General features: G+C 49.8%; 23 protein-coding genes. 11 read left to right on the forward strand and 12 right to left on the reverse strand.

Going from position 1 to position 23302, the window contains the following annotated elements; translation table 11 throughout:
- Nucleotide 1: 1 nt before the first annotated feature.
- Nucleotides 2-925 (reverse strand): type II methionyl aminopeptidase, encoded by a 924-nt coding sequence (map, locus tag KGI06_00525; protein ID MDE1870708.1) that lies wholly within the window; start codon nt 923-925, stop codon nt 2-4.
- A 117-nt stretch (nt 926-1042) separates the two neighbouring features.
- Between map and KGI06_00530 the strand changes: the two genes are divergently transcribed.
- Complete coding sequence (locus KGI06_00530; protein ID MDE1870709.1) at nt 1043-2023, forward strand: acyltransferase; 981 nt, start codon at nt 1043-1045, stop codon at nt 2021-2023.
- A 13-nt stretch (nt 2024-2036) separates the two neighbouring features.
- Here KGI06_00530 and KGI06_00535 read toward each other — a convergent pair whose 3' ends face one another.
- Both KGI06_00535 and KGI06_00540 read right to left on the reverse strand, forming a co-directional pair.
- Nucleotides 2037-4469 carry a ribonuclease H-like domain-containing protein gene (locus tag KGI06_00535; protein MDE1870710.1) on the reverse strand — a complete coding sequence of 811 codons (2433 nt, stop codon included), beginning with the start codon at nt 4467-4469 and terminating at the stop codon, nt 2037-2039.
- Between the two features lie 60 nt (nt 4470-4529).
- Entirely contained in the window at nt 4530-4946 is a 417-nt protein-coding gene (locus KGI06_00540) for a hypothetical protein (GenBank protein MDE1870711.1), read from the reverse strand.
- 82 nt (nt 4947-5028) lie between these two features.
- On the opposite strand from KGI06_00540, the gene KGI06_00545 reads away from it, so the two are divergent.
- The 4 genes from KGI06_00545 to KGI06_00560 all read left to right on the forward strand — a co-directional run bounded on the left by KGI06_00545 (nt 5029) and on the right by KGI06_00560 (nt 9394).
- Nucleotides 5029-5376, forward strand: coding sequence for a hypothetical protein (locus KGI06_00545; protein ID MDE1870712.1), 348 nt, complete (start codon nt 5029-5031; stop codon nt 5374-5376).
- A 134-nt stretch (nt 5377-5510) separates the two neighbouring features.
- Complete coding sequence (locus KGI06_00550; protein MDE1870713.1) at nt 5511-6236, forward strand: hypothetical protein; 726 nt, start codon at nt 5511-5513, stop codon at nt 6234-6236.
- Between the two features lie 19 nt (nt 6237-6255).
- Nucleotides 6256-7728 carry a phenylalanine--tRNA ligase subunit alpha gene (locus KGI06_00555; GenBank protein MDE1870714.1) on the forward strand — a complete coding sequence of 491 codons (1473 nt, stop codon included), beginning with the start codon at nt 6256-6258 and terminating at the stop codon, nt 7726-7728.
- Nucleotides 7729-7732: 4 nt separating this feature from the next.
- Nucleotides 7733-9394, forward strand: a complete 1662-nt coding sequence (locus tag KGI06_00560; protein ID MDE1870715.1) for a phenylalanine--tRNA ligase subunit beta — start codon at nt 7733-7735, stop codon at nt 9392-9394.
- Here KGI06_00560 and KGI06_00565 read toward each other — a convergent pair.
- From KGI06_00565 to KGI06_00580, 4 genes are all read right to left on the reverse strand, one after another.
- A complete protein-coding gene (locus tag KGI06_00565) occupies nt 9386-10051 on the reverse strand; it encodes an HAD hydrolase-like protein (protein MDE1870716.1) in 666 nt (221 codons plus the stop codon). The genes KGI06_00560 and KGI06_00565 overlap by 9 nt on opposite strands.
- 35 nt (nt 10052-10086) lie before the next feature.
- Complete coding sequence (locus KGI06_00570; GenBank protein MDE1870717.1) at nt 10087-10770, reverse strand: hypothetical protein; 684 nt, start codon at nt 10768-10770, stop codon at nt 10087-10089.
- Nucleotides 10771-10785: 15 nt separating this feature from the next.
- Nucleotides 10786-12813 carry a radical SAM protein gene (locus KGI06_00575; protein MDE1870718.1) on the reverse strand — a complete coding sequence of 676 codons (2028 nt, stop codon included), beginning with the start codon at nt 12811-12813 and terminating at the stop codon, nt 10786-10788.
- A 178-nt stretch (nt 12814-12991) separates the two neighbouring features.
- Nucleotides 12992-13330 carry a hypothetical protein gene (locus tag KGI06_00580; protein MDE1870719.1) on the reverse strand — a complete coding sequence of 113 codons (339 nt, stop codon included), beginning with the start codon at nt 13328-13330 and terminating at the stop codon, nt 12992-12994.
- A gap of 107 nt (nt 13331-13437) precedes the next feature.
- Here KGI06_00580 and KGI06_00585 point away from each other — a divergent pair, with 107 nt between their 5' ends.
- Nucleotides 13438-13677, forward strand: a complete 240-nt coding sequence (locus KGI06_00585; protein ID MDE1870720.1) for a hypothetical protein — start codon at nt 13438-13440, stop codon at nt 13675-13677.
- Nucleotides 13678-13736: 59 nt separating this feature from the next.
- Nucleotides 13737-14420, forward strand: coding sequence for a hypothetical protein (locus KGI06_00590; GenBank protein ID MDE1870721.1), 684 nt, complete (start codon nt 13737-13739; stop codon nt 14418-14420).
- 9 nt (nt 14421-14429) lie between these two features.
- Here the strand turns inward: KGI06_00590 and KGI06_00595 are convergent, their stop codons facing one another.
- On the reverse strand, nt 14430-15683 hold the full coding sequence (locus KGI06_00595) for an MBL fold metallo-hydrolase (GenBank protein ID MDE1870722.1): 1254 nt from the start codon (nt 15681-15683) through the stop codon (nt 14430-14432).
- 122 nt (nt 15684-15805) lie between these two features.
- On the opposite strand from KGI06_00595, the gene KGI06_00600 reads away from it, so the two are divergent.
- From KGI06_00600 to KGI06_00615, 4 genes are read left to right on the forward strand one after another with little or no spacing between them, the layout of a single operon-like run.
- The gene (locus KGI06_00600) at nt 15806-16597 is read left to right on the forward strand and encodes a hypothetical protein (GenBank protein MDE1870723.1); all 792 of its coding nucleotides are present in this window, start codon (nt 15806-15808) and stop codon (nt 16595-16597) included.
- Nucleotides 16598-16628: 31 nt separating this feature from the next.
- Nucleotides 16629-17243, forward strand: coding sequence for an acetate--CoA ligase family protein (locus KGI06_00605; GenBank protein MDE1870724.1), 615 nt, complete (start codon nt 16629-16631; stop codon nt 17241-17243).
- 15 nt (nt 17244-17258) lie between these two features.
- Nucleotides 17259-18662 carry a CoA-binding protein gene (locus KGI06_00610; GenBank protein ID MDE1870725.1) on the forward strand — a complete coding sequence of 468 codons (1404 nt, stop codon included), beginning with the start codon at nt 17259-17261 and terminating at the stop codon, nt 18660-18662.
- The gene (locus tag KGI06_00615) at nt 18663-19967 is read left to right on the forward strand and encodes an aminotransferase class III-fold pyridoxal phosphate-dependent enzyme (GenBank protein MDE1870726.1); all 1305 of its coding nucleotides are present in this window, start codon (nt 18663-18665) and stop codon (nt 19965-19967) included.
- Between the two features lie 18 nt (nt 19968-19985).
- Here the strand turns inward: KGI06_00615 and KGI06_00620 are convergent, their stop codons facing one another.
- The 4 genes from KGI06_00620 to KGI06_00635 form a co-directional block, all read right to left on the reverse strand.
- On the reverse strand, nt 19986-20246 hold the full coding sequence (locus KGI06_00620; GenBank protein ID MDE1870727.1) for a hypothetical protein: 261 nt from the start codon (nt 20244-20246) through the stop codon (nt 19986-19988).
- Nucleotides 20247-20348: 102 nt separating this feature from the next.
- Entirely contained in the window at nt 20349-20924 is a 576-nt protein-coding gene (locus KGI06_00625; GenBank protein ID MDE1870728.1) for a hypothetical protein, read from the reverse strand.
- Nucleotides 20924-21805 (reverse strand): hypothetical protein, encoded by an 882-nt coding sequence (locus KGI06_00630; GenBank protein ID MDE1870729.1) that lies wholly within the window; start codon nt 21803-21805, stop codon nt 20924-20926. The genes KGI06_00625 and KGI06_00630 overlap by 1 nt, the downstream gene beginning before the upstream one ends.
- Nucleotides 21806-21818: 13 nt before the next feature.
- Nucleotides 21819-23300, reverse strand: coding sequence for a glycine--tRNA ligase (locus KGI06_00635; GenBank protein ID MDE1870730.1), 1482 nt, complete (start codon nt 23298-23300; stop codon nt 21819-21821).
- Nucleotides 23301-23302 lie beyond the last annotated feature (2 nt).

Below are 23302 nucleotides of genomic sequence, written 5' to 3' on the forward strand. Positions count from 1 at the left end.
TTCATCTTTTTGCCCTTGTTATTACTTCGAACCCGTCCTTTGTTACTATCACTTGCGCCTCTGCCTGGGCAACCATTCCACCGCTGGCCTCAACAAGGACAGGGCTGGGCTCTATTGCGCCGCTTCTTACGAGCTCTGACACCGCGGCATAAAGCCTGAACCTGGAGCCGACAAGATTGCTGAACCAGCGCACGGCAAAAGGCTCCTTGCTGTTGTTCTTCTCTATGTGCTGCAGCAACGCCCTTGCTTCCGAAGACCTTACCTGTCTTGAGCCGCTATCGGCATCATAGCTGTAAATCTCGCAAAAATCACCGTCGACTACCAAACCGTCTCCCGTAGTGAGGAATGGCTCTATTGCAATTACCATGCCCTCCTCCACTACCGTGAAGTCACCGTTGTCGTAATTCGGTATGAACAGCTCAGCATGCAGGTCATGCAAACCAATCCCATGGCCTCCGAGGTTCTTTATCGGCCTGAACCCGTCAGATTCGGCACTATCGGCTATGGCCTTTCCTATGTCGCATACGCTCACCCCATGCCTTATCATGCCTATCGCTTTGTCAAGGGATTTATCCGCAGCCTCTACCATCTTTGCGTACTTGCCTGATAAATCTACCGTTATCGCGCCGTCGCCAAGCATGCCGTTCTTCTCCCCGCCGAAGTCTATCTTGACTAGATCATCGTTTGTGAATACCGATTCATCGCTCATAGAGGGGGTATAATGGGCAGCCTGTTCGTTTACCGAAAGATTTATCGGGAATGCAAGGCCATAGCCTTTGTCCCTAAGGAATTTCTCGGCAGATTCCGCAACTTCAAGAAGTTTGGCCCCGGGCCTGACAAGATCTGCCGCATAGAGTATCGCCTCCGAGGAAATTCTTCCGACCTCCTTTATGGTATCAATCTCCTCCGCGCTAACCTTTGTCAAAGAAACACCAAGAATATATGAACTGCACGAAACTTTAGCAATCTTACTATGGCTGATTATGTTCTTATAACTGCGTTACAAATTCAATAAAACGGTTACAATACCCATGGGATGCACTTGGAGGAGGAAATAGGCATACAAGGCATGCGCGGATTCGCAGCAATAATGGTCATGTGCACCCACATAGCATCCGATCTCCCCCTGTCATTGATATCTGCACCAATACTCATAATGTACTCGGGATATTCTGGCGTAGAGCTGTTCTTCCTTATCAGCGGTTATATCCTGATGCGCAAGTTCCAATCCGAAGATTATTCGGTAAAGGGCAGGTTCAATGCCCTGAAGTACTACATACGCAGGATCTTCAGGATATGGCCACTTTATTTCATAGCGATACCGATATTCGCGCTTGCATTCTCAACAAACGTGGCATGGCAGCAGTATTTCTTCATACAGAACTTCTTCCCTCAGACGTTTAGCATGACCCCGTTATGGACCCTGGTAATCGAAGAGCTTTTCTACCTGGTTCTTCCCTTGTGGGTGATAGCGTTCCGAAAAAATTGGCTTGCGTCTTTCATCGGGATGGTCGGGTTCAGCATCGGCTATATGGCGTTCATCGCATACGGGCTGCACATAACCGTTATGTCAAGGTACCTTTTCGCGCAGTTCCCGATGTTTGCAATATCATATGCGCTTGGCACCATAATAGCTTTGGGCAAGACCGTCAAGGTCAATTCCCTGCTTATTGTTATACTTTGGTTGAACTTCAGCCTTATACTTGCTTTCAGCGAAGTTTCATGGTTCGCCCCGGTAATATTCTCATTGATATACTTCCTGGTCCTTGCAAACCTGCGAAACTCGAAATTTTTCACCAACAGGGTATCCCATTTTCTCGGGAGCCTTACGTACCCGATATACATATTGAGCGTTCCTGTGGAAATCGCCGCGGTAGCCGTTTCCGGCCAGCCTAACTTTTTCGTGTGGATACCTCTGACCGTTTTAGGGACTATCGCGCTTTCATATGTGGCGCACAGGTATTTCGAAAAGCCATTCATAGGGTTCGGCAGGGCTATGGAGCGGACTTTCGGGATTGCTTAAGGGAAATGCCCTTCTAAAGCTTCCGCTGCGTTCCAAGCCCCTTGAGCTCCTCCTCGCTGAAATTCAGCTCCTTGAGTATTCGCATAGTTGCCGGGAGCACCTGGTTGTTTATGTAGTAATCCGCATCGTAGTCCCTTGCAAACTCCTCCAGCTCCGCCCTGTCTGATATGCTGCTGCCGTGCCTTGTTATCACATAGCTTATCACAGCGCCTTCAAGGTCCTCCCTTTTCTTCTTCCCTTCCCTTACTGCCTTTCGCGCGGCCCCAAGCTCCGGGGATTTTACGTCGTATCCGTCTATGCTCTTCCTTAGTTGCGTGCTTATCGCGAGCTCTTCCAGGGGCACGTTTCCGTCCCTCAGCTCCTTAACCGCATTTTTCACTATGTCCACTGCTTTCTGCGCGTCGCCCTCGTTCAGTATCGTCTCAAGGACCTTCCTCTGGGTGTCCCTTGCGATCCTGGACCAGTCTCTCCTGACAAGCTCGAATCCGCGTATCTTTATCCTGCCCGTTTCTGATATCAGCGCGTACTTCTTCTTTGCACCTGAGACGCTCTTCTCGGTTTTCTTGCCTACGAAGACACCGCGCTTGTAAAAATCCTCCAGCTCCAGCTCCATTGATTCAGGGAGCTTGGCGTTGAAATCCTTAAGGAATTTCATGACGTCGTCCTTGGTCTTGCCCTCCATAAGCGCAACTATGCTATCCGTATCACCATAAATGGGCTTCAGCCCGAACTTTTCCGCAATGTCTATGCTCTCCTTTATATACTGCCTGCCGAATGCTGTGACGCTGGCGGCGCAAGCCCTGGAGTACCACCTGGATCTTGGATAGCCAAGGTATCCATATACGGAGTTGGACACTATCTTCAGCGCCTGGGATCTGGATCCTAGGAAAACGTTATCAGGATCCTTCTTGTACGCCTTTTTCACCTCCGCGCGCTGCTCTATCATCTGCTTCAGTATCAGCGGAACTATGCTCTTCCTTTTTTTGTCGAAACGTATGCCGTTGGGGGACTCATAATACTCTTTGCAATCATTGCAAACGGATGAGGGGTCTATGTTGTAGGCGATTATTATGGAAGGGTACAGTCCCCTGAAATCAAACATGGCGAGGTTGCTGTAAATTCCCGGCTCCGGGGTCTTAACGTATGCACCCTCAATCGGATTGGCAAGCCTTTCCCTCATCTCGATATCCGTGGGCTTGTTCGGTATTATCTCGTTGTACTTTACGGAATTGTGCATGAGCATGAATTCCACGAGCTGCCCTGTTGTGGAAACGCACACGTCCCCAAGTGCATCGTGCGTAAGCTTCGATAGCTCCACCATTATCGGCACGAAAGTCTCGTAGACCTTGTAAAGCGCCTCCGCATCCGCAAGATTGTAAGTCGCAAGGGTTTCAAGATCGTTGCCGCTTCCGTCCCAGAGCCTGAATATGTCCATCTTTTCCACGGCAAATTTCTTGTCCTTGGTTATTGCCTCGTATACGTTTTTCAGTGTCTTGCTGTTGAGCCTCAATATGTTCTCAGATGCGCCGACTATGGATATGAACTTTACTACGGTGTACATGTCTACGTGTACAATACCTGCAATCTTGACCATGTCCACCAGCCCGTGATTCTCTATTTTAGTGTTGCCCTCGAACCTGCTCAGATTGAAGTCCATCTTCAGCGCCCTTGCCCTCTCCAGAAGGTATCTTATGTCAAAGTTTGCCGAATTGTACCCGACCAGAACATCCACGCCGAGCTCCCTTACCCTGTTTACGAACGAATTTATCATCGACTTTTCGTCATCTGCAACTTCCACGAAAGGGAGCCCTATCTCCTTGAACGTTATGACGCCCTGCTTCATGCTGCTCTTGCCGCTGTTGTAAAGGTAGCTTATCATGATTACGGGATCCTTGCTTGCCCTTGGCACGCCGAGGGGGTTGTACACCTCTATGTCAAAGCACATGACATTCAGGTCTATCGGCGAGTCGTCAACCGCATCCCCTATCGATTCAAGAAACAGCATCCCATTCTCCTCCCCTACCTCCATGCTGTAGTATATGAGTGGCACAACCTTTTTGTCTACGGAATACCTTTTTGCGAAGGGTATGTCATACTCATAACAAACGCCGTACTGGGACATCGCTGAGCTGAGCTTGGGCACGTGCGAAGTGCTGCTTACGAAAACCTGGTACGCGTTAACCTGCTTTCCCAGCACGGAGCGCTCGGCCATCAGGACCTTCAGGGCCTTTATGGTCCTTCCGTTGTCTACTGTTGAAATGGACCCGACAAAATCCTCATCAAGCTCTTTCGACGGGACGAGGTAAAAATAGGGCTTGAAAGAGCGATCAAATACCTCGTAGCACTTTCCGTCCTTCCCTTTTACTGTCAACCTAAGTACGGACTCGCTTTCATTATTCAGGTAGTCTATGTTGAAAATAGCCCCTTCTAATCTCTTGGATCCCATTATCTCACTAAGTCCTAAAACTAGCAGGAGGCCACATTACGGGCGCACGTGCTGCCCGTATTACTTGCTCTCCTGTATCTTAGTTGTGCTTATTACCAAGGGCGGTATCAGTCCGAGTGAATATGCCACCAGCGTGCCCGTAGCGCTGCACCTGAAATTCAGCCCGTTTATTATTTCCTCGGCAAGCTGCACGGGCAGGACGTGGTCCTGATTCCACTTCTTGAGCACGCTGGCCACTTCATCCTTAGATTCGGTTACCTCGACTAGCCCTGTAAGCTTTATATGGCCTATATTCTTGGAATCCTTGTTATCGCCATCAAGGTAGTCGGCCTGGAACGAGTAGTCCACATTGAGCTTCGTCCCGTCGGCGGAAACCTTGTCTATGTTTATGTTCAGCCTCGGGAATCTTTGCTTGGAAAGTACTTCAGAGGAATTTATCTTGCCTTCTACATTCAGTATTGAGAATCCTGTTATCATGCAATCACTTAAATTATTTTAAAAACAAAGTTATTTAAGCCTGAACGAAATTAACTTGGTAAGGACAGCCACGGGTGGCAAAATGGAAGCCGAAATAAGGAGAAACAATGCATTATCCGACAAGCCTTCCAGCTCCTCCGCTTTCAGGGATAGGGTAAAGAGCAAAATTTCCCAGATGGAGGGAAATCCCAAAATTAAGGCTACCATATCTGCTGTGAGGGTAACATACTTCCACTCGTCCACAATAGCGCTCTATGCGATCCATACCGGCGTTACGCCCAACAACCTGTTCACAAACAACCCAAACATGCACCTGCTACAGTTCGGCGCGCTATCAATGGGCACCGTAATAGCAACAATAGCTGTTTCAAGCGCCGCAAGAAGGATGAGGGCCAGCATGCTTCCGAAAGACACCAAAAACGGCAGTTGATGCAATGCGTGATATTGCAAGCTGTCCCGCAGGCACTAGTTATTTATTAGTACATATGCAATTTTTAATAGGTGTAAACCTTGCAAAACCCAGCACTGTACGCTCTTGCTGCATTTTTGATTCTGGCAGGAATTATGGCATCAATGCCAGTTGCCAATGCCTCCTACACTGTCAAGAACCTTAACGTCACGCTTGTACTCAACACAAACACGAGCGCACAGGTTACGGAAGTCATAAGGCTTTCCATAAGCAACGAGTCCGTAAGCCAGTACTCTGTGGACAGGGCAGCCCTCAACCTGACGCTCAGCGACTGGCGCGCGATAATAGGGCCCATAGTAACTGACCACATAATAAACCCCAACTCCAGCGTTTACAATTTCAAGTTCTTTCCCGGCCCGGTAACGCGCACCGGCAGCGGAAACTATGCAAACATAACGCTGCTGTACAGCGTCTCAAATGTGACGTTCGTAAACCGCATAGCGCCCAGGGAATACGAATACAAATTCAATTCCAGGATATTCAATTTCGAGCATGGGGTCAGCGGCGAGGTCCTAAACCCGAGCACCGAGCTCACCGTAATACTGCCGCACGACGGGAAAATAGTGTCTGTTTATCCAATACCTGACCTCCCACCGTACGCATTCACCACCCAGTACAAGAACGTAACCATCATATCATGGCTGTACGGTGAGCCGCTCTCCACGTTCACCCTCGTCTATACGATAAAGGAGAGCATGCCTGCTGAAGTCGAAGGGTTTTTCACCGCACTATACAACGGCCTGGGGATATACACATACGTGATAATAGCTCTTGCCGTAGTGCTTTCTGTGCTGTACATATATCGCAGGGCAGTGATTTGAGGAATTAGTGGCGATACTTTTGCATGAAGATGAAAAAGCTGTACTGAACTTGATAAAAAGGGAGAATACCGGCGATCCAGATTACATAAGGGATAAGCTAGGGATGGACAGGGATTCCCTGCTCCGTGCGATAGAGGGCCTGATCAAGGCCAACATGATAAAGGTTGACAGGGACACTGGCAGGACTGCAAGGCTCACCAGTGAAGGCAAGAGGTACGTAAAGAAATTCCCTGAGGAGGCATTGGCCGAGCTCCTGAGGAAAAAAGGCGGCAGGGAAAGCCTGGCATCCATAAACAACAGGATAGGGATAATATGGGCGAAGAAGAATGCCTGGATAGAAATCGAAAAAGGAACCGTCATACTCACTGAAAAGGGAAGATCCGCATCGCAGGAAGGTTCGGATTACAAATACAGGGCCCTGCTCAAAGAGTTGAATACCTCAAAGAGCGAGGAGAATACCGAAGTAATATTGAAAAGAGATGCTGATCTCGCAAACGATCTTAAAAACAGGAACCTGATAGAAATAACGGACAAGGGCAGGATAAAAGAGATACATGTCATTGAAGGCGCAGACGCATCGGGATTCCCGGAAGACGAAGGGATAGGCACGCTTACAAGGGAAATGATAGTCAGCGGAAAGTGGAAAAAGGAGAAGCTGAGGAAATACGACATAAACTCAAACGCCGAAGCGCTCAACCCTGCAAGGCCGCATCCGATGCACGAGCTTCTGGACGTCATAAGGTCCGCATATTTCAATCTTGGGTTCACCGAGGTATCCGGCCCCATAATAGAATCCGCGTTTTGGAACTTCGACGCGCTGTTCGTGCCGCAGGACCACCCCGCAAGGGAGATGCAGGATACCTTCTTCCTCTCCAACCCTAAAAAGATAACAATAGAGGACGTGGAGCTAATGCACAAGCTGAAGAGGGCTCACAGGAAAAACTGGAAGGACCTGTGGAAGGAGAGCGTAGCGCAGCAGGCGCTTCTCAGGACGCACGCAACAACCGTATCCGCGCATTACATACGCAAATTCGCGAGCAGCATGGAAAGCAGCTATCCCATCAAGCTTTTCTCTGTGGGCAGGGTATTCAGGAACGAGAGCATAGACTACAAGCATCTTGCGGAATTCTACCAGATGGACGGAATAATAATAGGCGACAACCTAACTTTCTCCAACCTGATAGACACGCTCTCGAGGCTGTATTCGCAGTTGGGTCTAGAGGTTAAATTCAAGCCTGCGTATTTCCCGTTCGTGGAGCCCGGGCTGGAGATATACTACTACGACGAGAAGAAAAAGGATACCATAGAACTTGGCGGCGCAGGCATAATAAGGAAGGAAATAACGAGGGCAATGGGCACGAACAAGACCGTTCTGGCATGGGGGCCCGGCGTTGACAGGCTGATATTCAATTTCATGGATATAGACAGCCTTCTGCACCTTTACAAGAACAATGTAGGATGGCTGCGCAGCAGGCCTGAGCTTAAATTGTGATCACATGTCAATTGTTATGTTCGAGCTGGAAGACCTAAAGGATTACGGGATATCAAGGCAAAACATACAGGGAATAGTCGACAGATTCGGGATGTCGCTTGAATCGCTTGACGAAAAGTCTGCAACTATCGACATAACCCCGAACAGGCCTGACATGCTTGACCTGACGGGCTTCGCAAGGGCCGCTGCCTTCCTTTCAGGGAGCAGCGTGCCCAGGGAGAAGCATTATTCAATAAGGAACGGAACAGCAATGAATGTCAACGTAACAAGCGCGGTGAAATCAAGGCCTTTCATAGCCGCTGCTGTGGTAAAGGGCCTGAACCTGAACGGGAACAGGCTTAAGTACCTAATAAACTTCAGCGAGAAATTCTGCGAGACCTACGGCAGGAAGAGGAAGAAAATAGCGATAGGGCTTCACAACCTCGATGTCATAAAGGGCGACCTTGTCTATGATGCTTCACCCGGCGAAACTGAATTCAGGCCCCTCGGATCTGATTCAAGGCAAAAGTTCAGCGGCATAATAAAGGAGCACGAAAAGGGCTTGCAGTATTCTAGTGCATTGGGCAAGAGCAAGCTATACCCCTGCCTAAAGGATTCTTCCGGAAACGTGCTTTCACTGATACCAATAATAAACTCCGAGCTCACCAGGGTTACCTGGACGACAAAGAATCTACTTGTTGAAATAACTGGAACCTCCTTGAGCGCAGTTGAGGGTGCTATAAGCATGTTCGCATGCTCGTTCATAGACATGCACGCGGAAGTATACCCGTGCGGCATAGTGTATCAACGCAAGGCCAAGATTAGGACAACTCCAGCCCTAGAGTACAAGCACCTGAAGCTTAGGAGGACGAAGGTCGAAAAGACCCTTGGCGTCTACCTGGAGGAGAACAAGATGGTAACTCTTGCTAACAAGCTTGGGCACGTGGCCGCCAAGTACGGCAACTACACGCTCATATACTCGCCGCCATACAGGCTTGACGTTTTCAACGAGCAGGACATAGTGGAGGACATAGCCATAGCCTACGGCTACGATAACATAAAGCCGGTACCTGTGCTCGGGTTTTCCACAAGCCTCCCTGAGGAATCTAAGGAAATAGAGAACAGGCTCTGCAGGATGATGCTGGGCATAGGATTCAGCGAGGCAATGAACCTTTACCTGACCAACGAGGAGCTTAACTTCAGGAATGTCCTTTATGAGGAGGAGCCGGAATCCACCATAAAGGTTGCATATGCAAAAACGGAGTCGATAACAATGCTTAGGACGTCACTGCTGCCACACCTTATGCAGAACCTCGGCAATTCAGTTCACGAAAGCATGCCCCAGAAGCTGTTCGAGATAGGCAAGGTATTCCGCATAAGCAAGGGCAACCCCGTTGAAAATACGCACATAGGTATAGTCAGCGAGCACTCAAGGGCAAACTATTCCGAGATCAAGGCAGTAGCAACTGAAATACTGAGGTTCCTGGGTTGCAAGGATTACAGGATAACCGAGCTCCACGACAAGTCATTCATAGAGGGAAGGGCTGCATCCATAATCGTAGGAAAGGAGACAATAGGGCATTTCGGCGAAGTAAATCCGAAAGTCCTGAACAATTTCAGGCTGGAAGAGCCGGTAGTCGCAGCAGAGATACTTATTGACAAATACATCGGCAGGGGCTCACTTTAGGAATCTCCTGCAGTCATTCAGGCCCTTGGCAACGGGCTCGCCGCCGAAATCTTCCCTTGAATGGGCGCCTGTTATGACCCCTATGGCGTTTATCCCTAGTCTGCGTGCCGCGTCCACATGGGCCTTGGAATTGCTTATGAATGTCAGCTGATCCTTGTCTGCCGAAAATTCGTCCTTGGCCTTGCCTATCGCGACGCCTATTACGTCGGAAATATGCATTCCGGAATCCCCATATGCTCCCAATTTGAAGTACGAATCGTAGTCAAGGCCCGCCCTTTCGAACATGTTTCTCAGTATCCTCTCCATCTGCCCCGAAGCGGAGCCGATCACGTAGTCCCTGCCCTTCAGGTAGCTAAGCAGGTCCTTTGCGCCGTCAACCAGGATTGCCTTGTCGTGCCCGGCTACATTGTAATGCGCATACGGCAGCTCCTGGAGGAAAAGCTCGAGCTTTGCCTTTATTTCATCATCCGAAAGGCCGTTTTTGGAGAGTATGCCGTAAACAGTTTCCTGGACTGTGAATCCCTCGTATTTCTGCAATTCGACTTCAACGGTAAGGCCGTAAGAGTTCCTTATGGCCTCGACGTAATACTGCGAGACGTCCTTCCACTCCCTTATGAGCGTGTTCTCCGTATCAAAAAGCACAACCTTTCCCACCATTGGCAAACACTGCATGTTTTAGAAACGGGCAAAAATCAGACGCCGTGGAACCAGAACCCTTTTTCAGTTTTCTTCTTCCCGAATATCCTTCCGAGAAGCGTAGTCTTTGCAACTACCTTCTTGGGCTTGTAGGAAGGGTCAACTATGGGCACCAGTTCGGGATTCTGATCGAGGTATTCCTCGCGGAATTTCCTGAACTTCTCCTGCTTCTCTATCTCTCCCTGCTTTAGCTTCTCCTGCCAGCTGGCCCTCATCCCCTTCCATTCCTCCGTTGTATAGCCGTAAGGTACCCTTTCCCTTATGGATGGCGGCGTATATGCATAGGAATAAAGGTCCTTGTAGTAATCGTAATCCTCTATGCTCGTTTTTTCAATTTCCGTGTGGATTCCCTGCTTCTCGAGGAAATCCCTAAGCTCCTCTATGCTTATCTTCTCCTTCATGTTGTCTGCATCCCTCGGATTGTAAAGAACAGTTATCTTGGACTTCGTGAAGTCCACCGTGGCCTTTATCACCGGGTCCATGAGCATGAGCCTGTACTGCAGCCTCGCAGCATGGGGTATGTCTATGAGCTCCTCCTTCTTCAGTCCGGTAAATACGGCCTTCTTTATGATGTTGTAGGGAACCCTGAACTTCTTCCCGTCCTCCATAATGTACCCGCTGTACTTGGAGTTGGTATCCTCCTCCTGCTTTATGTTGTAATCAAGATTTCTGTGGTCCATCGCAACCAACCGCCTTCAGCACCCGCAGTTACCTCCGCATCCGCAGGATCCTTCATGTGCCTCACCTGCATGTGCCCCGGAGCCGCATCCGCACTCCGAATCCGCCTTGCCGCAAGCGCATGACTCATCCTTGCCGGAAGGCTCAGCCGCCTTGGTTTCGCTGAAATTCACCTTTGTTTCAGTTGACGGTGCTCCCTTCGGTGCGCTTGTCATTACCACCTGCATTTCAGGCGCGTCGAACTTCTCGTTTGCGAAGTTCCTGACATGCTTGCCTCCGTTAACCGGCAGCTCGAAGTAATCCACGAGCTCACCGTACGTCTTCTTGTAGAGCTCGCCTTTCTCCAGCTCCTTTACGTTCCTGACGTACTTGTCCTTAGCGTATGTCCATGCGTTGTGCGTTTTCTCCCATTCCTTCGATGGTATGCTGTACTGCTTCTGCACCTTGTCCCTGTAAACCTCCGGAAACACGTTGAACGTGCAGAACGGAAGCACCTCCCCGTCCGGCATCGCGTAGTGTATGTCGCACTTCTCTACCCTGTGTATGTCATACGTGTATTCGTCCTGGAAGTGCATCATTCCCAGGAAAAGCGTCTTCATCTGGAACGTGCCCATCGATTCGAAGTTGTGCTTCAGGAGCACCGACATGAGCAGCTTCATGAAATTGACGCTCTTCGGCTGCTTCTTCTTGTCTATGAACCTGTTGATCCCGAACAGCGTCTTGACTGCTATGAGCCTCCTCTCGAGCTTGCTCTTGCCCTCCATTTCGTTTACAGCCTTCTGCAGGTGTTCAAGCATTCCCGCAGCATCAACGAATTCCGTTATCGGTATTATCTTGCCGTCAGGGTCTATGAAGAGGTAGCATCCCGCACCGCAGGCGAAATGTATGGACAAATCGTACTTGAACTCGCCCGTCAGCGCCTCTATGAACTTGTTTATCCCGCCTACATACGGCACAGAGAACCAGTGCTCCTTCCTTATCACGCCGTTCGTCTGCTCCTCTATCAGCTTTATCGCCCCGGGGATCGATATCCTCTGCTTCTCCCTGAGCCTCGTCGGCATCCTCCCTACAAGTGATACCGGCTGGAAGTTGACTGCCCTTATTATGTCTATGTTGTTTATCGCGAAGTTGATCATTGCACCCAATTCGTGGTCGTTTATCGTCCTTATTACCGTGGGCACAAGGACTATGGTGCTGCCTGCCTTCCTTATTGCATCAAGAGTCATGGGCACCTCCCAATGGTTCTTCGGATTTGCGCGCTTGCTTACGCCGTCAAAGCTCATGTAAAGCGTGCTTACCCCAGCATGCCTGAGCTGGTAAGCCATATCGGGGTTGAGCCCTATGTTTATGCCTGTGGTGTTGAGCTGTATCTGGTCGAAGCCGACCTCCTTTGCCGTCCTGACTACATCTATTATCTGCGGATGCATCGTAGGCTCCCCTCCCGTTATCTGTATGGCATTGGCTGGTATCGGCTTCTGGTTCCTCAGGTTTATGAATATCTTCTTTATCTCGTCAAGCGTAGGCTCGTATATCGGCTCGCCCTCCTTTGCATAGAAGAAGCAATACCAGCAGCTAAGGTGGCACCTGTTAGTTATCACCACGTTGGCAAGACCTGTGTGCGACTTGTGCCTCTCGCACATGCCGCAATCAAACGGGCAGTTAGCGCCCTTCGTCTCGGTTATGTAGTTTGGATTCTCGAAGCCCCTTCCGTAGTAGTTGTATCTCCTCATCTTCATGTACATGTCGTAGTCTTCCCAGTATTTCTCCACAGTCCACTGGTGCTCCGGGCAGAACTTCCTTATCATCACGTTGTCGCCGTCCTTGTATATTATGCCGTTTATTATCAGCTTGCACTCAGGGCAAACAGTCATCGTCTTCTCTATTATGGGCATCTTCTCTATTTCTTCAAGGGTCCTGTGATAAGGCGCAAGCACCGGATCCGATGTCTGAGATTCCGAAACGCTTATCTCCGGCCTTACGCTATTAATATTAACGCTTATGCTCTCTACGACCGTCCCGTCCCTGTGTTGTGGGCTATTCGGCATATATATTCACCAATAACGGAATTGACCTTTGGAAAGTATTTAAATACTATCTGCTTATTTTTTTACTTTTTTTCAAAAATTGCAGCGCATAGACGACATAAAATACCCGGCAAAAAAGCAAATACAACCAATATATAAAATAAATTATATAAATCAAGCCGAACGTTTTCCTTACTTCCTATGCCCTTGCCCTGATGCGCCCCAATGCCGCATCAACAAGCCTGCTATCAGAGGCCACGCTGTCAATTATTTTTGCCGTTTCAGTCGCCCCTGCTCCTCCTGTTATTGCCTTTACTATCCTATGCTGCAGGTTATCCGCCATTATCTCCTTAACCAGGCCTTTCGTTTCCGCAGAATACCTTCCAGTGAGGTATTTGCTAACAGATGCCTGCGCCACGCCGAGGATTTTGGCTATCTCCGTCTCGCTCATCCCATGCTCGCTGCTCAGGCTCCTGGAAACGGCTATCCTTAGCGCAGGTATGGTGAGCTTTATCGCCTTCTCGCAGTTCTGGTACATTCAAGCACTTGGAATGGCTTACATAGCATTAGCATATAATCTATGCTGATAAAGGATTATTAACCTTATCATAGTAAAATCTATCATATCATACAAATGGTGTTAAATTGAGAGGAAAAGACACGTTAGTTAGATGCGAGTCATGCGGAAGGACTGTGCCCCACAACAAGGCCATAGCATATGAAAGGGGGATAAGCTTCAGCACCGAGACAAGGACTGCACAGGACGTAAGGTTCTTCGAAAGAAGGAAGACGTACTACTGCATAAGCTGCGCCAAGCACAGGGGCATATTCGAAAAGCTCAAGAGGAAGGCCATAGAGAAGTCCAAGAGGGACTTCAAGGTTTAAGGTTTAAGCTTCAAGCTTCGTCCCTTGTGCATTATCGCAAGGGAAAAGAGGGATGCGCAATGCCGGACGATCCAAAACCCGCGGGCAATAATGCCAGCATTCGCCTTTCGGGAAAAGGCGGCAGGGACGCAGCAATGGGGAAAAAATGCGTGTTTCACCCATGGCGCTCCGCGTATGCCGTCTGCGCATATTGCCATAGGCCCTTCTGCTTTGAGGACATCGTTGAATACAACTCCGGCCATTATTGCCTTGATGATATAGACAGGGTGCTTCCAACGCAGGCATCTGCGCGTCCCTCAAAATACGGAATATACATGCTCTCCGGGATAATGCTGGTGCTCGCGTTCCTCGTGTTCCTTTATGCGAGTTACGGGCAGCTCCTCCAAATGCTCCAATATATCGGAAGCGCCAGCCTCATCGCGTCAATCGGTACATACATATACCTGCTATCAGAGGCCGTACTGATGGCGCTGGGGCTTGTATCCGGCATCTTGCTGCTAATGCAGTCAAGGAGCGGCGTATACATCGGCGCAGCGGTTTCTTTATCGGCACTCGTAGTGTTCAGCTACATGCTAATCGGGGCGCTTGACGCGTATTTCATAATAATAGACATCGCCGCATCGGTGTCCCTCGCCACGCTCATTTATTTGGTCATTTCAGGTCGGCGCGGGGAGAAGGCCTCGCCGCGCAAGGAAACTGTAGAAGACCGCCTATTGAAATGGCCGGAATCCGGAAGGTTCTGATAGGCAAGCCTAATCTATCCTTATCACGTCCCCAATCTTCGGGGCGTATGCGTCGTAGCCCTCAAGCTTCAGGCTTTCAGATAGGGCCGCCGCATTAGCGCTGTCCCCGTGCACGCATATTATCTTTTTGGCCCCGCTGCCTTTTGCATATTCATGCAGCTCTTTCATTCCTGCGTGGGCCGACATGTCGTAATAGTGCGCGGGCGCACTTATCCTCATTTGCCTGTTGTTTAACATCACCATGCCGCTTTCAAGAAGCATGCGCCCGTTGCTTCCCTCTACCTGGTATCCTGTTATGAATATCCTTGAATTCTTGCGCAGCCTTGTTATGTAATCAAGAACCGGCCCGCCGCTCAGCATGCCCGCTGTTGTCATTATTATCGAAGGGGAGTTAAGTGCATCGCCTCTATCGAACCTGTCCCTTATAGTCATGGATTCGCCTACGGCCTTCTCCAGAAGGCCGTGGTTGCTTATGTAGTCGCTGTTCTTCAGCACTATTGCGGTTGCGGCCCTTGCCATCCCGTCAACGTACGTGTATTGCGTGAGGTTGCTCTTGCACAATAACGAGAGTATCTCCTGGCTCCTGCCTACCGCAAAGACCGGAAGAAGTACGGTGCCATTGTTGTCAAGCGTCTCCTTTATCTTATCAACAAGGTCCTTGGCCAGGGATTCCTTGTCGGGATGCTCCCTTGTCGCATATGTGGACTCTGTTATGAGCACGTCGCATTCTACTTTCTCCGCGCCCTTGTGCAGGTACTGCGGCAGCATCTTGAAATCCCCAGTATAAAGAACGCGCTTGTTGTCTTTTGAATTTTTCCTCTCGATGAGCGCCATCGCGCTGCCGCATATGTGCCCCGCGTCGAAAAACTCTATACCGAGGCCGCCTATGCTTGCCCTGGAATGATATCCCAGGCTCATGTACCTGTGCATGAAGCTCGATATCTGCCTCTTGTGGAACCTCTGCTTCATGTGCTGCTTCTTTGCTATGTTCAGCGAATCGTTCAGCAAAAGCTCTGAAAGCTCCAGCGTCGGCTCGGTTCCGAACGCTGGGACCATCATCTCGTTGTACAATGCCGGTGCGTATCCGCTGTGATCCAAATGCGCATGGCTCAGCACCAGCGCATCGATCTCGGGCATCGCAATGGGATAATCTATCTTGTGGTTCAGTTTTATCCCGTAATCCAGCATGAGCCTTGTGCCGTCCGTTAACAGTATTGAAGACCTTCCGACCTCGCCGGCGCCCCCAAGAAACCTAAGCTGCATTATCGATAGCACCTACATAGTCTAATTGGGCAAAAATGTTATAATACTGTGCGCGGGAAACGCTATGCGACCGACAAGCTAATAAATACATTTACTTATTATACTAGATAATTGGTGCGTTCATGCAGGACAATATAAATTTCATAGACCTAGTCGCATTGATGCGTATAACTCCCGATTCGACCGTTGAAAGGTTCGGCGGGCTCATAAATTCATCATTCTTCGACGCCTCAAACATACTGGGATCATTGAAGCAGAAGGGGCTCGTTGATTTCGTTACATCATTTCCAAGCCAAAGCTCAATATCAGTCACTGAAAGCGGAAAGCAGCTCATCACCGAGGCCCAGGAAAAGGCCACGGTGCCGTTTGACACATTGGACATGGAAATCCTGGAGCAGATATCAAGTGGGAAGCGCACGCTGCAGGATCTTACCGCTGTCGTGAACGTGACTTCCAAGGACCTTGCGCTTCATCTCCACAAGCTCTCCGTCCAGCAGTTCCTGGCATACGAGCTGAGGAACGGGAACATGATCGTCACCTTGACCGAGAAGGGCTTCCTTAGGGTGCGACAGGGCATGCCGAAAGCGGAGCAGCAAGCGCAGGATGCCGCAAGCACGCAAGCCAAGGGCGACAACGAGCAGGATGCCGTTCAGCAGGACGGCGCAACAAAAGGCCCAGATGAAACCGGTCCTGACGTTGCAGGGCCAGAAACCCACGGTGCAGAAAGCAGCCAGATGGATCCGGCCCAGGCGTTCCTGAAGCAGGCAACCCTGCAGATCGAGCACGACACGGAGGTGAAAAGCATAGAGAACAGGATCCTCAAGGAAAAGAGGATGGACAGGCTGATAGTGCTTGCTATAATAGTGGTAATAGCCGTGCTGGTCGCGTACCTTTACATTCTTGGGATAATCTGACCCTGATATTCATGCTCAAGCAAGTGAATCGATGGAACTAATGGATTACGAGAAAGCTCGTGCCTTGCTTTCTAGATACGGCATAAAATCCGCGCAAGCCAAGTACGTGAATTCAGCCGAAGACGCGATCGCATTTTCAGGCGGGGAGCCGATAGTGCTCAAGGCGATATCCCAGAAGGCATTGCACAAGACTAAGAACAAGCTTGTGGCCCTGGACCTCTGTTCAAAAGCGGAGATAACAAATGGCTACAATGTATTGGTGGGCAGGGCAAGCGGGTTCAAGCCATACAGGATTCTCGCCCAGAAAATGGTGGGCAATGGAATCGAGATGATAATAGGGGGCAAAATGGACGAGCAGTTCGGAAAGATGTTGCTTGTGGGCCTTGGCGGCATATACGTGGAAGTTTTCAAGGATTTCTCATTGAGGCTGTGCCCTATAACAAAGAGGGACGCGCAATCGATGCTTGAGCAGCTGAAGTCCATGCCTGTCCTGGCGCCGAACCCGCAGAAGGCCGGAATGCTTGTCGAGCTGCTGATGAAAGTGTCGAGGATGTTCGAAAGCAGCGAAATAAAGGAGCTCGACCTCAACCCAATAATACTGCATGACGATACTTATGATGTCGTAGACATACGCATAATCAGATGAATGCAAATTGATGCCATGAAAAAGGGAAACAGGAAAATAAAATACGCCAATCTCGAAAGCATAATGCACCCAAAATCAGTCGCAATAATAGGGGCATCCGAGAATCCTAGCAAGGTAGGGCACATAATACTTCAAAACTACATAGATTCAGGCTATTCCGGAAGGATATACCCGATAAACATAAACGCTACCGGAAAAATAATGGGCATGAAGGCCTACAAGAGCGTGTTGGAAGTTGGTTCTGGGATAGACCTTGCTGTGATAGCAGTTCCTGCGCAGGCCGTCCCTAAGGTACTGGAGGAATGCGGCAGGGCGCACGTAAAAGGCGCCGTTGTCGTAAGCGGCGGGTTCGCGGAAGTAGGGGAAACGAAGCTCCAAGACGAGCTCGTGCGCATAGCCAACAAATATTCGTTGCCTGTAATCGGGCCCAACTGCCTGGGTGTCATGGATCCTAGGTCAAGGATAGATACCCTATTCCTTCCTACGTTCAAGCTGGACAGGCCCAAGATAGGCGGTGTCAGCTTCGCGGCGCAGAGCGGCGCAGTAGGGAGCTCGGTGCTCGATCTCATAAGCAACGAGGGGTTCGGGCTCGCCAGATTCTTTTCCTACGGGAATGCTGCGGTGGTTGATGAGACTGACATACTAAACTACCTTATGTACGACAAGGAAACAAAGGTTGCTGTGCTGTATCTCGAAGGTGTAAAGCGAGGCAGGGAATTCGTCGAAACCGCAAAGAAAATAACCGCGAAAAAGCCAGTGGTTGTCATAAAGGGAGGGGTAACGGATGAAGGCGCGCAGGCCGCGCATTCCCATACTGCTGCGCTTGCAGGCAGCCACGAAGCATACGAGGCGATATTCAGGCAGTTCGGATTTACTATAGCAACGGACATAAAGGACCTGTTGAATTTCGCAAAGATATTCGACACGCAGCCGCTAGTAACCGGAAACAGGGTGGCGATAATAACGAACGGCGGGGGCATAGGCGTGCTTGCCACAGACGCGCTCTACCAGAACGGCCTGGTTTCGGCAAGCCTCTCAAGCGAATCCAAGAAACTCCTGAGAAAATCAATGCCCCCGATAGTCAACGTGAGACTGCCATTGGACATGGCCGGAGATGCCGATGACAAGAGATTCAACGACGCGCTCGAAGCTGTCGGGAGCGACAGGAACGTGGATGCGGTGATGGTTCTTGCGCTCTTCCAGACCCCCGGGGCAGATTCGAGGGTTGCCGCAACCCTGATAAACTACGGCTCCAAGATGAAGAAGCCCATGATCGTTGTGAGCATAGGTGGCAAGTACACCATGGCGCACAAGGAGATGATGGAAAACGCCGGGGTTCCTGTTTACGGGTCTCCCGGAGACGCAGCGAAGTCATTGGCAGCGCTCATAAACTACGCGAAATACAAGAAGGGTGTTTGATTGTCTTCGCAGAAAAGGATAGATGACATTATAAAAAGGGACAAGAAAATATTCCTTACGACTACCAGGTCCCCTTACAATTTCGTTGCGGATCGCGGGGACGGCGACTATGCATACGACATAACGGGGAAGAGGTTCATAGATTTCACCAGCTTCATATCAACATACAACCTCGGGGTCAACGGCAACGCCGAAATAAGGCGTGCCATAAAAATGCAGGTTGACAAGCTGACGCACTCAGCCTTTACCGATTATTATTCCGAGCTCCCTGTGCTGTTCGGCGAGTCCCTGATAAAGATGTTCCCCAAAGGATTCGGAAGGATGTTCCTTTCAAATTCAGGCACCGAGGCTAACGAAGCAGCGGTGAAGTTCGCGAAGATCTTCAGCAAAAGGCAATACGTCATTTCATTCTACAACAGCTTCCACGGCAGATCTGCCGGATCGCTGGGGCTGACAGCATCCAAGTCTGTCCAAAGGGCCCACTTCGGGCCGTTCAACGGGGTAATACATGCGCCATACCCGTATCCGTACAGGTGCCCGTTCAACCACGGAATGTATAGCTGCGGCGAGGACAGCATAGAATACATAAGGAACTACATATTGAAGAAGGAGGTTAAGCCAGAGGAAGTCGCTGCGATAGTGTTCGAGCCCATACAGGGGGAGGGCGGCTACATAGTGCCCCCAAAGGAATTTTTCAAGGGCCTGAAGGAGCTTTCAACTGAGAACGGCATACTGCTCATAGACGACGAGGTCCAGTCAGGTTACATGCGCACAGGAAAGTTCCTCGCTTTGGACAATTTCGGAATAACTGCCGACATATACACAATGGCGAAGGCACTTGGCGGTGGTCTTCCCCTTGGCGCCACAGTTACAAGGGGCAGCCTTGGAGACATACCTCAAGGAGCGCATGCAAGCACCTTTGGCGGAAACCATGCATCTGTAGCTGCAGCATACGCCTCGCTGAAATACGTAACTAGGAACAAGAGGAAGCTTGAGATTGAGGTAAGGCGGAAGAGCGGGATTGCATTCAAGCGTCTCAGGGAGATGCAGGAAAAGTACGACATGATAGGCGATGTTAGGGGGCTCGGCCTGATGATAGGGATCGAGCTGGTCAGGGACAGGAAAACGAAGGAGCATGCGATAAGGGAAAGGGAAAAAATAATCAAATCCGCATTCAATAAAGGCTTACTTCTCCTCACATGCGGAGATTCAACGATAAGGATAATCCCTCCGATTACAATAAGCGAAACTTCGCTAATGGATGGACTTGATATACTGGAAAAATCGATAAAAGATGTCTCTTAGGCGCTTATTTACGCGCAGTCAAATTCTTGGGTTGGTCTGATCCTCGTTGGAGCTTTCCATCTGGCGTATGAGCTTTCCTAATCTCTCCCATGCAATCTGCTTTGCGTCCTTGCTTTCAACTTCGGAACTACTTGTTTGGGGCTTTCCGTACAACCTATGCATCTCGTCAAGTTTCGTTTCTAGGCTTCCGGAGCTTGGCGCAGGATTCTTCGCCGATTGCCTTTCGCGCATCCTCTGTCCGTCTATGTGCCCTATCAGATCCATTTCCCGGGTTCTCATATTCCTGAATCTTCTCATAAACTGACCTATAATTTATGACTAATCCTAGCATAATATAAAAATCTTCCGTTTATTGGTTTATTGGAAAGACTGAACCTATCGTCATCTTTTCTTCGGCTTGAAGGAAAGTATTTCACTTCCGGCGCTTTCAAGCTGTATTCGCGCAACATCCTGCTTTCTCCTGAAGCCATTCAGAACGGCCTCTGCAAACCTTACGCTTCTCGTGCTGTCATATATGGTGCGCATGCTCCTGAAGTATTCGTCTGCCTCGTCCACCCTCCCTTCGCCAAGGGATTCGAACACCTCTCTCTTCAATTCGCCCATAACGTCCATAAGGCCCATGAGGTACGACTCCTGATCAACCCCTGTCTCTGCGCAGGTTGGTATTTCATGGTTGAGTTTTATCCCAAGAAGTATCCTTGCCTCTGCATACTCCTGGTATGCCTGCTTCGCATTGTGTGCAAACGCAGGCGCAAACTTCTTCAGCTCCTTTACCATGCTTAAAGTGGTACTGACTATCTTTGAGGCTGATTTCGCATCGTTGTTGTGGAGCATCGTTATCGCCTGGGCCGAATTCCTTATTATGTCCCTCACGAGCGCCATCACCCTGTCGAAGTCCTTCTGCTTTTGCGTAAGGTGCTTTGTTATGGATTTTATATCTGAATCTAGCTTTGACATCAGATCACCTGAAGGTTTCTCCCTCCCCAGAATATATATTGCTGCAGGTATCCTAAATATCTATTGTCCCAATTTTTTTCAACGAACCTGTGCAGATCCTTTATCTTCTTGCTTCTGCCCTTGAAATAAACCCTTTCCAGGGTCCTTTTGACCCATACGTCTATGGGGAATGCCTCCATTTTCCCGTAGCCCATTAGCGCTATGCAGTCAGCAACCTTGTCGCCAACTCCGCTTATCCCCATAAGCTCCTCCTTCACCTCATCGTAGCCCTTGCTACTTAGACTGTACAAATCGATGTTGTTGGTGCAGTATTCCGCTGCTTCCTTCAGGTATTTGGCCCTGAATCCTGTTCCGCACATCCTGAAGTCCCTCTCCGTGAATGAAAGGAGGTCCTCGCTCCTCGGGAAGCCCCTAGCAACTACGTTTCCGTTTTCAACTATGTCCGTTCCGAATTCCGCAATGAGCTTCCTTACTATGAGCCTTATCCTTTTGACGTTGTTGTACTGTGACATTATGAAGCACAACGTAGTCTCCCAAGGGTCATTCAGCGTCACCCTCATACCGCGATACCTGTGTACCGAGCGCGATACGAACTCGTCAGTCGCTATCCTCGAGTAAATCTCGTTTATGTCGTCCTTCAGCCTGAACCTCTTCTCGAAATCCTTCCTGGAAAAAGGGGCATTGGGCTTGTCAAACCTAACATTGCAAGACCTTCCATTTCCGTTGAAGGTGAAACTCACGAGCTTTCCATCGCTTGCATAGCCCATGGTGCCTTTTGCAAAATCATAATCCGCGTGGAAAGTAAGCGGCTGCGCGCTCTCCACAGTATGCCTTATATCAAGATCCCTTACTTTTAGCAATCCGGTGGCATGTATGCCCAATCAAAGCACCGCATCAATCTGAATAAACGCAGCTAGTCCCTGAAATCAGGAATTCCGCAAGCTCTTTCATGCTTTTCCTCTCCTGCTCTCTGCTGTCCCTGCTCCTTACGGTCACGGTATCATAGTTCTTGGAATCCTTGTCAGTGCTCTCGAAATCAACTGTTATGCAGAACGGCGTGCCTATCTCGTCCATCCTTGCATACCTCCTGCCTATCGAGCCGGAATCGTCGACAAAAACCCTCGTCCTGCTCTTGAGCATGCCGTAAACCTCGTCTGCCTTGGCCTGCAGCTTTTCATCCTTCTGCAGCGGAAACAGCGCTGCGCTGAAGGGCGCAAGCCATGGCTTCAATTTCAGGACCTTCCTCTCACCTTCCTCATCATAGAATACATCGATGAGCATCCACACGTTCCTGTCAACCCCGAAGCTCAGCTCCAGGACATTCGGCATTACCCTCTTGCCGTCTATCGAAACAGACAGGTCCTGGTTCGAGCCCTTTGTATGCGAGCTAAGGTCATAATCGCTCCTGTAATGCAATCCTCCAACCTCCTTGAATCCCCCCCAGCTTTCAACATCCACCTCTATGTCCATATGCAGCTTGTTGTAGAACGCCTTCTCGTCGCCGCCCTTCTCGAGGAAACGTATCCTCTCCTCTGGGACTCCTACAACTTCCCTGTAAAACGTGTGTATCAGCGCCATGTGGTATGCGTAGAATTCAGGGACCTCGTAATTCTTGACCAGCTCGGATGCAGAAATGACCTCCTGCTTTTTGGTCTTGTAAGGAACCACAGACATCCTTACGTCTTTGAACTTCCCGAAATCCACCGGGAAATTCTCCGGGTCGAAAAATATCTGCAGCTCTGCCTGGGTCAGCTCCCTCATCCTGTACAGGCCCTGCCTCGGCGATATCTCGTTCCTGTATGCTTTCCCGATTACAGCAAGCCCCATCGGGAGGCTCTTGCGCAGCACGTTAAACTCCCTGAAGAAGTTCAGGTAGGCTGATTGCGCTGTCTCTGGGCGAAGGTAGCCCTTGTCGGCCTTTTCAGGACCCAAATACAGGTCTATCATCATGTTGAACGCCTTCGCAGGAAGGAACGTGCCCTGGCATTTCGGGCATTTTACGCCATTGCTTTTTATCAGCGAGTCTATCTCATCCGTTCCTGCACCTTCCGATACGCTTACCTTTGCATCCGAGAGCATGACATCGGCCCTGTAATACGTGTGGCATTTGGAGCAGCCGACAAGTATGTCGTTGAACCTTGCCGCGTGCCCCGAGGCTATCAAGGGCTTTTCGGGGAGCATCGTGGATCCCTCTATCAGGTAGTAATCCCTGTTCCCCTCAACAAAATATGACAGCCATTGCTGCTCGAACCTTCTTTTCAGCAGCGTGCCGAGATGGCCATAATCGTATAGGCCCGCAGCCCCTCCGTATATCTCCGCGCTGGGCCAGAAGAATCCCTTGCTTTTAGCAAAAGCAGTCAAGTTGTCCATTTTCATGA

The sequence above is a fragment of the Candidatus Micrarchaeota archaeon genome (assembly GCA_028866575.1).
Classification (GTDB): Archaea; Micrarchaeota; Micrarchaeia; order Micrarchaeales; family Micrarchaeaceae; genus UBA12276.

What these genes read in the sequence shown, in the direction of transcription:
- KGI06_00580 (MDE1870719.1), bottom strand. Translation starts at nt 13,330, where the DNA reads ATGTACCAGAACTGCGAGAAGGCGATAAAGCTCACCATACCTGCGCTA.
- KGI06_00535 (MDE1870710.1), bottom strand. Translation starts at nt 4,469, where the DNA reads ATGGGATCCAAGAGATTAGAAGGGGCTATTTTCAACATAGACTACCTG.
- KGI06_00595 (MDE1870722.1), bottom strand. Translation starts at nt 15,683, where the DNA reads ATGCAGCTTAGGTTTCTTGGGGGCGCCGGCGAGGTCGGAAGGTCTTCA.
- KGI06_00570 (MDE1870717.1), bottom strand. Translation starts at nt 10,770, where the DNA reads ATGGACCACAGAAATCTTGATTACAACATAAAGCAGGAGGAGGATACC.
- KGI06_00575 (MDE1870718.1), bottom strand. Translation starts at nt 12,813, where the DNA reads ATGCCGAATAGCCCACAACACAGGGACGGGACGGTCGTAGAGAGCATA.
- KGI06_00560 (MDE1870715.1), top strand. Translation starts at nt 7,733, where the DNA reads ATGTCAATTGTTATGTTCGAGCTGGAAGACCTAAAGGATTACGGGATA.
- KGI06_00625 (MDE1870728.1), bottom strand. Translation starts at nt 20,924, where the DNA reads ATGTCAAAGCTAGATTCAGATATAAAATCCATAACAAAGCACCTTACG.
- KGI06_00550 (MDE1870713.1), top strand. Translation starts at nt 5,511, where the DNA reads ATGGCATCAATGCCAGTTGCCAATGCCTCCTACACTGTCAAGAACCTT.
- KGI06_00600 (MDE1870723.1), top strand. Translation starts at nt 15,806, where the DNA reads ATGCAGGACAATATAAATTTCATAGACCTAGTCGCATTGATGCGTATA.
- KGI06_00610 (MDE1870725.1), top strand. Translation starts at nt 17,259, where the DNA reads ATGAAAAAGGGAAACAGGAAAATAAAATACGCCAATCTCGAAAGCATA.
- KGI06_00545 (MDE1870712.1), top strand. Translation starts at nt 5,029, where the DNA reads ATGGAAGCCGAAATAAGGAGAAACAATGCATTATCCGACAAGCCTTCC.
- KGI06_00635 (MDE1870730.1), bottom strand. Translation starts at nt 23,300, where the DNA reads ATGAAAATGGACAACTTGACTGCTTTTGCTAAAAGCAAGGGATTCTTC.
- KGI06_00590 (MDE1870721.1), top strand. Translation starts at nt 13,737, where the DNA reads ATGCCGGACGATCCAAAACCCGCGGGCAATAATGCCAGCATTCGCCTT.
- KGI06_00565 (MDE1870716.1), bottom strand. Translation starts at nt 10,051, where the DNA reads ATGGTGGGAAAGGTTGTGCTTTTTGATACGGAGAACACGCTCATAAGG.
- KGI06_00620 (MDE1870727.1), bottom strand. Translation starts at nt 20,246, where the DNA reads ATGAGAACCCGGGAAATGGATCTGATAGGGCACATAGACGGACAGAGG.
- KGI06_00540 (MDE1870711.1), bottom strand. Translation starts at nt 4,946, where the DNA reads ATGATAACAGGATTCTCAATACTGAATGTAGAAGGCAAGATAAATTCC.
- KGI06_00605 (MDE1870724.1), top strand. Translation starts at nt 16,629, where the DNA reads ATGGAACTAATGGATTACGAGAAAGCTCGTGCCTTGCTTTCTAGATAC.